The sequence below is a fragment of the Acinetobacter sp. YH12052 genome (assembly GCF_013419835.1).
Taxonomy (GTDB): Bacteria; Pseudomonadota; Gammaproteobacteria; order Pseudomonadales; family Moraxellaceae; genus Acinetobacter; species Acinetobacter amyesii.
In genome coordinates, this window is record NZ_VOZI01000006.1 from 171102 (window position 1) to 183903 (window position 12802).

At 42.3% G+C, this 12802-nt stretch carries 11 protein-coding genes; 6 read left to right on the forward strand and 5 right to left on the reverse strand.

Going from position 1 to position 12802, the window contains the following annotated elements:
* Positions 1-10: 10 nt before the first annotated feature.
* Both FTU06_RS06335 and FTU06_RS06340 read right to left on the reverse strand, forming a co-directional pair.
* Positions 11-976, reverse strand: coding sequence for a hypothetical protein (locus FTU06_RS06335; RefSeq protein WP_078189479.1), 966 nt, complete (start codon positions 974-976; stop codon positions 11-13).
* 157 nt (positions 977-1133) lie between these two features.
* Positions 1134-1271, reverse strand: a complete 138-nt coding sequence (locus FTU06_RS06340) for a hypothetical protein (RefSeq protein WP_180145551.1) — start codon at positions 1269-1271, stop codon at positions 1134-1136.
* 200 nt (positions 1272-1471) lie between these two features.
* Between FTU06_RS06340 and mdtD the strand changes: the two genes are divergently transcribed.
* The 6 genes from mdtD (at position 1472) to FTU06_RS06370 (ending at position 7856) form a co-directional block, all read left to right on the forward strand.
* Positions 1472-2863: a multidrug transporter subunit MdtD gene (gene mdtD, locus FTU06_RS06345; protein WP_180145553.1), complete on the forward strand. Its 1392-nt coding sequence runs from the start codon at positions 1472-1474 to the stop codon at positions 2861-2863.
* A gap of 77 nt (positions 2864-2940) precedes the next feature.
* A complete protein-coding gene (locus FTU06_RS06350; RefSeq protein ID WP_180145556.1) occupies positions 2941-3726 on the forward strand; it encodes a GH25 family lysozyme in 786 nt (261 codons plus the stop codon).
* A 59-nt stretch (positions 3727-3785) separates the two neighbouring features.
* Complete coding sequence (locus tag FTU06_RS06355) at positions 3786-4799, forward strand: MBL fold metallo-hydrolase (protein WP_180113175.1); 1014 nt, start codon at positions 3786-3788, stop codon at positions 4797-4799.
* A gap of 63 nt (positions 4800-4862) precedes the next feature.
* The gene (gene dinB, locus FTU06_RS06360) at positions 4863-5918 is read left to right on the forward strand and encodes a DNA polymerase IV (RefSeq protein ID WP_180145567.1); all 1056 of its coding nucleotides are present in this window, start codon (positions 4863-4865) and stop codon (positions 5916-5918) included.
* A gap of 235 nt (positions 5919-6153) precedes the next feature.
* Positions 6154-7470 (forward strand): shikimate transporter, encoded by a 1317-nt coding sequence (gene shiA, locus FTU06_RS06365; protein WP_180145586.1) that lies wholly within the window; start codon positions 6154-6156, stop codon positions 7468-7470.
* Positions 7471-7499: 29 nt separating this feature from the next.
* Entirely contained in the window at positions 7500-7856 is a 357-nt protein-coding gene (locus FTU06_RS06370; protein WP_180049898.1) for a RidA family protein, read from the forward strand.
* 81 nt (positions 7857-7937) lie between these two features.
* On the opposite strand, the gene FTU06_RS06375 is transcribed toward FTU06_RS06370, so the two are convergent.
* The 3 genes from FTU06_RS06375 to FTU06_RS06385 form a co-directional block, all read right to left on the reverse strand.
* Positions 7938-8480 carry a DUF2726 domain-containing protein gene (locus tag FTU06_RS06375; RefSeq protein WP_078189487.1) on the reverse strand — a complete coding sequence of 181 codons (543 nt, stop codon included), beginning with the start codon at positions 8478-8480 and terminating at the stop codon, positions 7938-7940.
* 434 nt (positions 8481-8914) lie between these two features.
* Complete coding sequence (locus tag FTU06_RS06380) at positions 8915-11326, reverse strand: YgiQ family radical SAM protein (RefSeq protein ID WP_180145570.1); 2412 nt, start codon at positions 11324-11326, stop codon at positions 8915-8917.
* Positions 11327-11555: 229 nt separating this feature from the next.
* On the reverse strand, positions 11556-12386 hold the full coding sequence (locus FTU06_RS06385; RefSeq protein WP_180145573.1) for a M48 family metallopeptidase: 831 nt from the start codon (positions 12384-12386) through the stop codon (positions 11556-11558).
* Between the last annotated feature and the right edge of the window lie 416 nt (positions 12387-12802).

The following is a 12802-nucleotide window of genomic DNA, read 5'->3' on the forward strand; positions in this document are numbered from 1 at the left end:
TCGTGTCGACTTAACCTGACACCACACGATAGAACCATGGCAAGGTTGTCGCTAAGAAAATACTCATCAACAAACCAAGCATCAATTTCATCGCATCTTTGCTGACATTTCGTGAAGTTCGATATTTATTCACTTCATGTAAATGCATGGACATGGCAAATTCACGTCCTGCGAGTAAGCCCAAGAACACCCAAGTGGTACTCATTGGAATATTACTCCACTCTTTGAACACCAATAAAATCAAGGCATACATAAAGTCGATAATGGTTGCCGAGCGGATATCAGCCACACCTGTTTTGGTGTCGATAATGCCCTGAATCGCCCCACCACGTTGGTACAAAATGATCCCAAGCAGTACGATAAACACCACAATTGCAAAAATCAGGAACTCCAGCGGCACCTGACGAGGGACGTAGACAAAAATATTGGCCAAATCCTGAATCAGCCACTGACTCCATAAAAATGCCGTCGAAACCCACTGTAGTCCCACCCAAATATTCGAGGGGGTTTCATCACGTGTTTTACTGAAATAAACCGAGATGCCTTTAATTACAAAACGATAAACAATAATTGCGACAACAAAAGCTACCGCATAACCCATCATGGACTTGGTTAACATCGAGCCAAGACTACTCGGAGAGAAAATCGTTAACACTAAGAATGTGGTGCTGACCGGGATTCCGTAGCGAGTCAAAATGATCAGTAAGATCGGTGGCACAATATAGAGCCACGTGACCCCTTCTGCGGGAAATGGAATCGTTTCTAAACGACCATAAGATGCATCCCCCACGCCAGAACTGTACCAACCATAAACCAATACAATGGCTAGAATACTGCTGACATAGATCCACAACAGCCACCAAGGGCGATGCGCATTGGATGAAATAAAGGTTCCCAATGTCTGTGGCACATCATTACCGACAATAGAATAGGCCGCGAGACAGAAGCCTATGACCATCAGAATTTCGATTGTCATGAAAACAAAACACCTTTGCCATAAAGAAAAAGCCCTCCAATAAATGAAGGACTTGAACGCATTATGACAGTTTATCTGGCGTTCATACAATTTCGTGCCATGCTTTTCTCGACACTAAAATAAAAACCTCAAATAAAACAAATGCTTTAAACTTTAATTATTTCAATTTAATCTGATAAACCGCCGTGCTACCGCTCACTTCATTTCCAACCACCAACAAAGGTTGAGCATTGGGCGAATCTTTGGCGGCAATAAAAATCAGATCTTCAGGTCCCACATCGCCTTGTTTAATCACATCAGTGCCGAAACTTGTAGTTTCATGTTTTCATTCGTCTTTTATTTAAATATGACCAAGTTATAAACATTAGTTTGCATAGAGATTAAACTTTCATTGCATTTTTCTTGCAATTTTTTGGCTCAATTATGCAAAGCTTTTACTACATCCAAATGGCAATATTCATTTAAACTGTTTAAAAATCTCAGCTTTATTGACTTATGAATAGCACGCCAACGCATCAGGCTTTACAACCCGAATTTAGACTTCTAGTGCTTTTGGTCTCTATTGGCTTTTTTATGCAAGGCCTGGATACGACCATCGTCAATACAGCAATCCCAGCGATGGCAAGAAGTTTGGGCGAAGACCCGCTACAAATGCATAGTGTGGTCGTGGCCTATGTCTTGTCCGTTGCGGCGTGTATTCCCTTAAGTGGTTGGTTGGCCGATCGCTTTGGTGTACGAAATACGTATTTCACAGCCATTATTATTTTTACGTTAGCATCGCTAGGCTGCGGCATGGCCAATAGCCTGAATGAGCTGCTGGTTTATCGGGTAATTCAAGGCATAGGTGGCGCATTACTGCTACCTGTTGGGCGTTTGGCAATGCTCAAAGTGATTCCTCGGACACAGTTTTTATCGGCTATGAGTCTGATGAGCCTTGCCGGTTTGATGGGCCCCTTAATTGGCCCTACCCTTGGCGGTTGGATGGTGGAAGTCGCAACATGGCATTGGATCTTTTTAATAAACATTCCAATGGGGCTGTTAGGGGTTCTTATTACCTTTAAAGCCATGCCCAATGTGACCGAACCGAGCGTACAACGCTTCGACTTTATGGGTTTTTTCTTATTGGTCGTCGCCATGGTGGGTTTATCGTTAGGCATTGAAAACTTTGCCAGCCCGCATCTTCCGCTATGGTGGAGCCTGCTTTTGGTCGCTGCGGGGATCATCGCTAGTTTGATCTATGCCGTTCATGCACATACCCACGCCAATGCACTGTTTCGCAGTAAATTATTTCAAAATCGGATCTATGCCATCGGTGTTATCGGCAACTTCTTTGCCCGCCTTGGCGGCAATGCCATGCCTTTTTTGATTCCCTTAATGCTACAAGTGGCTTTTGGCTTTGAGCCCTTTATCACAGGTTTATTAATGATACCGACGGTACTCGGTTCATTGGCATCAAAACCGATTATTCGTCAAATTATTCAACGTTTTGGCTATCGTAAAGTGTTATTGGTAAATACTTTCTTGGTCGGCGCCTGTATTTGCAGTTTTGCACTCTCTACGGCTGAAACCCCAACTTGGTTACGTGCCTTACACTTTTTTATTTTTGGTATTTTAAATTCGCTGCAATTCGTTTCGATGAATACCTTAACCCTCAAAGATTTACCTCAACAAGATGCCAGCAGTGGTAACAGTTTCTTGTCGATGATTATGATGGTATCCATGAGTATTGGTGTGGCTTTGGCAGGGACTTTAGTCAACGTATTTACGGCCTATTATGGTCCTGCACAAATCGAAACGGCATTCCATAGCACCTTGATTTTACTCGGCTGCATTAACCTGATTACCGCAGCGATTTTTTGGCAGATTCCTAAACATGTGGATGTCTAAACCTGTGTCATCGGGCAAATCTATGACAGATCAGCCCTTAAAGGGTTATGATAAAATGGATACTTGGATACATTTTCATGCCTAAAAAAGCCAAATCACGTACCTCTAAAAGTTCACTCAAAAAATACAGCCCGATTATTGCACTCAGCGCTATCAGCGGCGTCATGGCGGTGGCTGGATTAGGTTATTTAGCCGTGATGCCGCATCGCCCTGCGTCTGCAGAAGAATATCCCGTAAAAGGCTTTGATGTTTCCCATCATCAAAAAGATATTCAATGGTCAAAAATTTCACCTAAAAAATACCAATTCGTTTATCTTAAAGCCACAGAGGGTGGTGATTTTAAAGATCGGAAATTTCAAGATAACTGGTTACAAGCACGGGAAAACGGCTTTTTAGTTGGGGCCTATCATTTTTACCGTCTGTGCCGTGATGGCAAAATTCAGGCAGAAAATTTTATTGCTTCCGTGCCGAAAAAAGCCGATGCCCTTCCCCCAGTGATTGATTTGGAATATGACACCAACTGCATTAACACCTACAGCAAAGAGCAGTTACTCAAAGAAATCACTTATATGCATGATCGCTTGCACCACCATTATGGCAAACAACCGATTTTTTATACCTCGAAGTCTTTTTATAATATTGTCTTAGCTGGCGAGTTTAAACAGACGCCGCTGTGGGTCCGTGAGTATAAAGGCCCACCCGATCTAAAAAACAATCCGAAATGGCTGATTTGGCAACATACCAATCAAGGACAAATTCAAGGTATCTCGACCACTGTCGATTTAAATGTATTTTCAGGTGATGCCAAGGCATGGACTGATTTTTTAGACAAAAATGGCGTTTCCCCGATCAAACCCCGTTGATTTATTCACCGACTCAGGACAACATCGAACAAAATAATCCATGAAAACTGAGTCGCAGGATGCGTATTTTAAAAACTTTTCTTATTATATTTTCAGTCTTTATGATCCTCTCCATCGGGATATTGGCTTATTTGATCCAACCTTCAGGGACCTTGGCAGCGTTTAAAACATGGCATTATCAACATCCCACACAAATCACTACAGATACTCACTCAGCGGCGCCCTATCACGTAAAGTTCTTTGGCGTTTCGACCTTACTGTTTGACGATGGTCAAGAGCAAATCCTCATCGATGGCTTCTTTAGTCGACCATCGCTCAGTCGGACCATATTCACTCAGATTCAAAGTGATCGACCTTTATTACACAGCTATATCGACCAATACGACTTAAAACGCACACGTGCTATTTTCGTAACTCATTCACATTATGATCATGCGCTTGATATTCCAATGTTGGCCCACCAGCTCCCCAAGGCCATGATTGTCGGCTCTAAAAGCACCTTAAATATTGCACGGGCGATGCCAATCGCTGAATCACAATTGCACGAAGTTCAAGCTTGGCAACCGATGCAAATCGGTAAATTCACCATTACTGCGATCCCCTCGCAACATACTCCGCCAACGGCCGTTAATGATGATTTGGGGGAAGAAATTTCGCAGCCATTGCAACTCCCTGCACATTTTAATCAGTTTAAAGAAGGTGGATCTTATGACTATCTCATCCAACATGGACCGCATTACAGTTTAGTCAAAGCCAGTACAGGTGCTGTGCCCAAACAGTTGCAAAAACTAAAAGTCAATACTTTATTTTTAGGCATCGCTCAGCTTTCCAAGCAAACGGCAGCATTTCAACAGCAATATTTCAAAGAAACCTTAGCGACTCTTCAACCCAGCACCGTGATTCCAATTCACTGGGATAATTTTTTCAAACCACTGAATCCAGAGCTCGAATTTTTACCTCGCTTTGCCGATGACACTCCTCAAAGCCTAAATCTATTGATACAGTCGGCAGCAGCTCAAAACACCAAGGTTGTTTTACTCAGTCAACCTGTGTCGTTCGAGTTAAAAAATTGAGGAAAGCGCTGGATTGACTGTGCGATACTGAAATTCAATTTTTAGGCACTGATTTATCTAGGCATGAGGAAAATCATACATATCGACATGGATGCATTCTTTGCATCAGTAGAGCTGCGGGAACGCCCCGAACTCAAACAGCTTCCTGTTGTTGTGTCTTCACATCACCCTCGTGCGGTCATCTGTGCCGCGTCCTATCCTGCACGTGAATTTGGTTTACGTTCTGCGATGTCGATGGCACAGGCCCGTAAACTCTGCCCACAAGTCGTGGTGATCGAACCTAATTTTGAAAAATATCGTGCCGTTTCGGCGCAAATTCATGCCATTTTTCAACGCTATACCTCGCTGATTGAACCACTATCTTTAGACGAAGCTTATTTGGATGTCACAGAAAATTTACAACACATTCCGAGTGCCACTGAAGTCGCTATGCGAATTCAGGCAGAGATTTTACAAAGCACTGGTTTAACTGCCTCTGCAGGTGTCGCGCCCAATAAATTTTTGGCTAAAGTCGCTTCTGATTGGAACAAACCCAATGGCATTTGTATTATCAAACCGTCTCAAGTTCTGCATTTCATCCATGACTTGGCACTGAAAAAAATTCCCGGTGTGGGAAAAGTGACTCAAGAAAAATTAAAAGCCATGCAACTCAATACATTGGGTGATTTACAACAAATTGATGAAGCCGTTCTGATTCATCATTTCGGTAAATATGGCCGACAACTCTATCTGTATGCACAAGGGATTGATGAACGACCAGTCCAATCTAGCCGCGAGCGTCAGCAGATTTCCAAAGAAACCACTTTTGATGATGATCTCACCCTGAGCCAATGTCAGCCCTATTGGCCCAAACTGATTGACCAAGTTTGGTCTAGTTTAGAAAAAAAGCAGTTAAGCGCGCGCGGTGTATCGGCCAAATTAAAACTGAAGAATTTCCAAATGCTACAGCACAGTAAAAGTTTTAAAACGTCACTGAATCATCGTGAAGACCTTGCGCAGGTATTGCAGCAATTACTGCATGAAATGCATATTTCTGAGGACGATCGATTTCGTCTGATTGGCGTAGGGGTCTATCAATTAAGTGCGCAAAACCAAGAAACACAACTTTCGCTGCTCTAAAAACTTCAAGAAGATCGTATTTGCTTAAGATTTAGGCAGAAGAACAAAATTAAAGCAATTTGCTATTCACAAAGCCTAAAATTAGAGTACTCTATCAGCGCACTACATTATCCGTGTATGCGCTGAGATGCTGAAAATCACCTTTACTTTCAGCATGCTGTCCTGTGATTGGCGTGACGATCAAATCCGAATATTACAGGGCAACTCTGTTGTCAATCATGGAATACCCCGCTGTATGCCTTCTGCAAAATCTGCTCCAAATCCTCAAAATATTTCACAAAATCAAGAACAACGTGCGCGTAAAGCCGCATTAAGTAGCTTCATTGGTGCCGTAGTCGATTGGTACGATTTTTTACTTTATGGCATTGTTGCCGCACTCATTTTCAAAGATCAGTTTTTCCCCAGTATTGGCAACAATATGGGAACCTTGGCAGCCTTGGCGACCTTTGGCGTCGGCTTCCTGTTCCGCCCCTTAGGCGGCATTGTATTTGGACACTTTGGTGACAAACTGGGTCGGAAAAAAATGTTGGTGCTCACCGTCATCCTGATGGGCATTTCGACGGTCGGCATTGGTTTACTGCCCAATTTTGCGGCCATCGGTTGGTGGGCCCCGATCCTACTCGTAACACTTCGGGCAATACAGGGTTTTGCTGTCGGTGGTGAATGGGGCGGCGCTGCCCTGATGGCTGTAGAAAATGCCCCGAAAGGCAAAAAAGCCTTTTACAGTAGTGGTGTACAAATTGGCTATGGCGTCGGACTCGTTCTGGCAACAGGCGCTGTGTCGTTAATTATTGCCACTTTGGGTGAAGATGCTTTTGCTGATTGGGCATGGCGAATTCCCTTTATTGCCAGTATTATCTTGCTGGCTATCGCGATGTGGATTCGACGTGATCAAGACGAATCACAAGAATTTGTCGACCATGTGGTCAAAGCTCAACAAACGCTACAAAAATTACCGATTCTGCAAGCGATTAGCCAACACCCAAAAGCCTTTTTCTACATTATTGCGCTGCGCCTGACCGAGTTACTCACCATGTATTTGGTGACGAACTTTGCACTGAATTATTCCACCGCTCAATTGGGCATGGACAAACAGTTCTTCCTCAATATCACCTTAATGGTTGGTGCCATTAGCTGCTTCAGCATTCCCCTCTTTGCGTGGCTAGCAGATCGATTTGATCATCGTAAAATGTGTGTTCTGGGTGGATTGATTGGTGCGCTTTCTGCCTTTCCATTCTTCATGGCCCTTGATGCTCAAAATACTTGGCTGATTATTGTCGGTGCAATTTTCCTTGCCAATATTGCCCATGATATGGTGGTGAGTGTACACCAGCCGATTTTCACCTCCCTGTTTGGTACCACCTATCGCTACAGTGGCGCAGGTGTCGGCTATCAAGTGGCCAGTATTATCGGTGGTGGCTTTACCCCAATGATTGCAGCAGCTTTGGTGATTTGGGGTGATGGTTCATGGCATTATGTAGCAATCTACCTTGCTGTTGGCTGTTTATTGACGGCCTTGGTTGCAGCTACAATGCCTAAAACTCAAGATTAAGTGACCTTTTTGCTTTCAGGATATTCCGCATGACCATCCAACGCCTGCATGTTTCAAAACGCTTTTCCGAAATCGCTATTTCAGGTCAATTGGTCCATTTAGCAGGTCAATTGGCAACAGACCTTGATTTAGACATCAAAGGACAAACACAGCAAACATTTGAGATCATTGATCAATTTCTTGCAGATGCCGGTACAGATAAAAGCCAGATTATGTCAGTGACCATTTATCTGAAAGATATTGAACAGGATTATGCAGCATTTAATGAAGTATGGGATGCGTGGGTGTCAGACATTGAAGCATTACCCAGAACTTGTGTTGAAGCCAAATTATACGACCCGCGTGTACTGGTAGAATTAACCGTCGTAGCCGTTAAGCCTGAATAATCATTAAGCCTAAATAACCATTAAAAAAAAGCATGTCTAAAGACACGCTTTTTTTTGCAAAAGGCTTTGCTCTTTGAATCCCTAAGATCCAATAATTTTGATCTTTTTACGTTCCAAATCTGAATATAAATGATATTTTTTCAAATCATTAACCGGTACAAATGGCGCTTGTACACGCTGCTCATTTAAGAAATCTTCGCGTAATTGAACGTACTCAGGCACATCATCATAACGAATGACCCGATAGCCTGCCAAAGCGAGCAAAGCATCTTGATATTGCGACTGCTGCATCCGTTTGAGCACCATTGGATCATCTAAAGCGACGATCGCTAAGATTTGGTGCTGTTCATCGAGGACGACAAAGTCCGCCACCATATTTCGATACTTGTTCCGCGTCCGATAATATTTCGTGGTCAACAGTGCATCAAAAGACACATGCGCAAGGATTGTATGCTTAGGCAAAATTTCTTTTAAACGCGTGTAGGTTAATTGCTCATTAATGTTGAAAATAGCACGTTGTTTCAATGCGCTATCTTGTTGCTTAGAATCACCTTCTAAACTTTTCCAAGCCATTATGAGCACACAGAAGAGTAAAATACTCCCTATTACTATGTATATAGTCATCTCATAATCCTTTATATTTCTTATATTTTTGGTTTTTGACATACTTCTTATGAATACGAAGTATACAACCAGTATTATTTTTTTAATTTCCTATTAAAAAAAATAACTCTAACTTTCACACAATACGTATTTAAACTGACAAAAAGTTGCAAACTTAAAGCGTCAAACATCACATGCCACTTCGTTCAGAGTAATAGCATCCATTGCTATATATTGATACTTTAGATCATTCGCTAAAACGACAGCAAGTGCATTTCCTCTCACTGTCTGACAATTCCGATAAGCTGTCAAATTTTGCTCGTATTTCATTGAGATAACCGACGCACAGACAGCATTGAGCTTGTAACAACATATAAAAATGCAAACTGTCTGATGCTGCCGAGCATATCAGCCATAAAAAAAGACACCGAAGTGTCTTTTTTTATTTCATCATTTTAAGCGCGTGATTTAGGCTTCGATTTTCCTTTGGGTTTCGAACCGCCAAAAGGTTTTTTCGCTTCACCCGTTTCACGCGGCGGCAGACCAGTATGCTGCGTCAAAATTTGACCACGCTCAGGACGCTTCTTGGTATTTGAAGGACGCGATTGAGCAGCCTTCGTCCGATTACCTTGTTCACCTGTACGTTTTTGTGAATCACCCGCAATACTTGAGTTCTTTTTACGCGCAGACTGGTATTGACCCTCAGCACTACCCGCAGGCTGATACGTCGGAATCAAATGCTGTTTTGAGTTCCCGATCAGATCCTGACGCCCCATTTCTTTGAGCGCTTCACGTAGCAATGGCCAGTTGTTTGGATCATGGTAACGCAAGAAGGCTTTATGCAAACGACGGCGTTTTTCACCTTTCACGATATCGACATTTTCGGTATAACGCGCCACTTTAGCCAACGGGTTTTTACCTGTGTAGTACATGGTCGTTGCAGTCGCCATTGGTGATGGATAGAAGGTTTGCACCTGATCGGCACGGAAACCATTCTTCTTCAGCCAAATCGCCAAGTTCATCATGTCATAGCCCGTCGTACCCGGATGCGCTGCAATAAAGTAAGGAATGAGATACTGTTCTTTCCCTGCTTCCTTACTAAAACGATCAAACATTTGTTTGAAACGGTCATAGGTCCCGATCCCCGGTTTCATCATCTTCGATAATGGACCTTTTTCGGTATGTTCAGGCGCAATCTTCAAGTAACCGCCGACGTGATGTGTCACCAATTCTTTGACATATTCTGGGTTTAACACCGCAAGGTCATAGCGTAAACCAGAACCAATTAGAATCTTTTTAATCCCCGGCAATGAACGCGCTTTACGGTATAACTGGGTTAAAGGCGCATGATCGGTGTGCAAGTTTTGACATACACCTGGGAATACACACGACGGCTTACGGCAGTTCTTTTCAATCTCAGGATCTTTACATGCCAAACGGTACATATTGGCCGTTGGGCCGCCTAAGTCAGAAATGATCCCAGTAAAGCCTGGTGCAGTATCACGAATTTTTTCAACTTCACGTAAAATCGATTCTTCAGAACGGTTTTGAATGATACGCCCTTCATGCTCTGTAATTGAGCAGAAGGTACAGCCGCCAAAACAACCACGCATAATGTTCACAGAGAACTTAATCATGTCAAAGGCAGGAAAACGCGCTTCACCATACGCAGGATGTGGCAGACGTGCATATGGCAAGTCAAACACATAATCCATTTCTTCTGTAGTCAAAGGAATCGGCGGCGCATTCAGCCAAACATCACGCTCACCATGCTTTTGCACCATCGCGCGCGCATTGCCCGGATTGGTTTCCAAATGCAAAATACGGTTGGCGTGTGCATACAGCACAGGATCATTCGCCACATCTTCATAGGCAGGCAAACGAATCACCGCCAATTCACGCGGCGGCAATTTATGCTTAATGGCTTTTGATGCAGGCTGCAGCTGCACGATTTGCGTATCGGCGTCTAAGTTATCGCCTTCACGAACAATCGGATTTGCTACCGCTTCTTTTTGGAAGCCTTGATATTGCGTAACGCTGTCTTTGCCTTTTTCGATTTCACAGCCTTCAAGGTCTTCGGTCATCACATACGGGTTAATGATCGGATCGACACGGCCAATCGCATCGACATCATTCGATGCGATTTCAACAAACTTCGCTTTTGAAGCTCGGTTATTTTTATTCACAATAAATGCAGTACCGCGGACATCCGTAATTTCTTGGATTTTTTCACCGCGGGCCAATCGATGCATGATTTCCGTGATTGAACGTTCACCATTACCATACATCAACAGGTCGGCTTTCGAGTCCATCAATACTGAACGGCGGACTTTATCTGACCAATAATCATAATGCGCAATACGGCGCAACGAGGCTTCAATACCGCCCAATAATACAGGCACATCTGGATATGCTTCACGCACACGCTGGCAATATACCGTTGCTGCACGGTCTGGACGTTTATTCGGTTGATTATCCGGAGAATAGGCATCATCCGAACGGATTTTACGGTCTGCCGTATAGCGGTTGATCATCGAATCCATATTGCCGGCTGTTATGCCCCAAGCAATATTCGGTTTACCCAATACACGGAACGCTTCTACATTGGTCCAGTCTGGCTGAGCAATAATCCCGACACGGAAACCCTGCGCTTCAAGGGTTCGACCGATGATGCCTGAACAGAATGACGGATGATCGATATACGCATCACCGCAAACCAAAATAAAGTCGCAGCTGTCCCAACCGAGTTGATCCATTTCTTCGCGTGACATCGGCAAAAATGGCGCAGGGTCAAAACAAGACGCCCAATATTTGTCGTAATCAAACAACGCTTTTGGCGCAGTCTGCATAGTATAAGCAGTAGACATGGCTAGCAATTCTCGGCTGGCAGATGGAATGATCTGAAAAAAGATCAAAGAAGATGAAAGCCGATCATTTTACCATGAATTCCATTCATCATGCTTGATTATAATTTATACAACAGCTACAGAATCATTGAATTGTTTTATATAGACTTCAGATGTAATAGTGCTGTAGCACGACTATAAAACAAGATTTAAATAAATCATTTGTAACTTTGCTTTAGTTTAAATCAACCTAGAATGTGCCATGAGTTATCGCATTTTTATTCAACATTACAGCCTGTGCCTGTTGAAATTGAATGTGCATTTCAGGTAAATATTTTTCAATATAAATCTTACGCTTATCTATACTGTCTTGAGTCATCAATGGTTTTACATCAAGCATTTGACGGCGTGTCGTTTCCTGCTGATATTTTTGCCAAAAACTCAATGCTGCATTTGGATCAAAGCCCGCTTTCGACATCAGATCAAGTGCAAGGACATCAGCTTCCAGTTCAAATTTTGAAACTTTAGGCAGAAAAACAGCTTGCCCTGTCACACTACTGGCCGCAGTAGCAAGCGCGCCGATACCCGCAGTTGAAGAAATCATCGCCACCTGACTTGCAAACAACAAGGAAATCTTCTCACGATGATGATCACGTAATGCATGTGCCATTTCATGCGCCATCACAAATGCCAATTCATCTTCAGTCAGCTTTAAACTCCAATACAAACCCGTGTTAATGACAATTTTCCCACTAGGGAAACCATGTGCATTTAAATCTTTATTGAGATTCCCACTGACTTGCCAATCCCATTGACTCGAACCATGGCGGTAAAACTCCGCATTTTGCTTAAGTTTATTTAAAATTTGATCCAATTTCGGATCGATGATCAAAAGTTGCTTGTCTTTCGCTTGATGAATAAATTGTTGATAGGTTCTATCCGCCTGTTTAGTTAATAACTTTTGAGGAACGATAAAAAACTGTTTTCGCTCTGCGCCTGCTGTCCCTAAATTCGTGGTACTTGTACAAGCTGAGATTAAGATAAAAACCAAAGCCATCATTAAAATAGTTATATTTTTCATAATCGCCTTAATTTTAATACCAATATTGATCTATATATAATTCTATCTAAAAACAAATGCAAAAATATTCAAAAAAACAAATAATTCATATTTATCATATATTTATTATTTTTCAAACTTTTAAAAATGATAACCAAAAATAATTTATTTATAATATTGTGATGTATTTCATTATTATGAGGCACCTTTTAAAAGGCATATTAGACCAAAGTTGTATAATCATAAAAATAGTAAACTTAGCCATTTTTATAGCGTTATTTATATTAAAAATAGATGTAAAACGAATATTTAGGGTCTGTTGACATTTGTTGATTAAAAAAATAGCGAGATAGTAAAATTAAATCGCCAAACCCAATTTTACACTCGCTATGCCTCGAACAATGCTAAATGATCAACACTGGTCCAAGTTACTTGCT

What these genes read in the sequence shown, in the direction of transcription:
- FTU06_RS06335 (WP_078189479.1), bottom strand. Translation starts at nt 976, where the DNA reads ATGACAATCGAAATTCTGATGGTCATAGGCTTCTGTCTCGCGGCCTAT.
- mdtD (WP_180145553.1), top strand. Translation starts at nt 1,472, where the DNA reads ATGAATAGCACGCCAACGCATCAGGCTTTACAACCCGAATTTAGACTT.
- FTU06_RS06350 (WP_180145556.1), top strand. Translation starts at nt 2,941, where the DNA reads ATGCCTAAAAAAGCCAAATCACGTACCTCTAAAAGTTCACTCAAAAAA.
- FTU06_RS06355 (WP_180113175.1), top strand. Translation starts at nt 3,786, where the DNA reads ATGCGTATTTTAAAAACTTTTCTTATTATATTTTCAGTCTTTATGATC.
- dinB (WP_180145567.1), top strand. Translation starts at nt 4,863, where the DNA reads ATGAGGAAAATCATACATATCGACATGGATGCATTCTTTGCATCAGTA.
- shiA (WP_180145586.1), top strand. Translation starts at nt 6,154, where the DNA reads ATGCCTTCTGCAAAATCTGCTCCAAATCCTCAAAATATTTCACAAAAT.
- FTU06_RS06370 (WP_180049898.1), top strand. Translation starts at nt 7,500, where the DNA reads ATGACCATCCAACGCCTGCATGTTTCAAAACGCTTTTCCGAAATCGCT.
- FTU06_RS06375 (WP_078189487.1), bottom strand. Translation starts at nt 8,480, where the DNA reads ATGACTATATACATAGTAATAGGGAGTATTTTACTCTTCTGTGTGCTC.
- FTU06_RS06380 (WP_180145570.1), bottom strand. Translation starts at nt 11,326, where the DNA reads ATGTCTACTGCTTATACTATGCAGACTGCGCCAAAAGCGTTGTTTGAT.
- FTU06_RS06385 (WP_180145573.1), bottom strand. Translation starts at nt 12,386, where the DNA reads ATGAAAAATATAACTATTTTAATGATGGCTTTGGTTTTTATCTTAATC.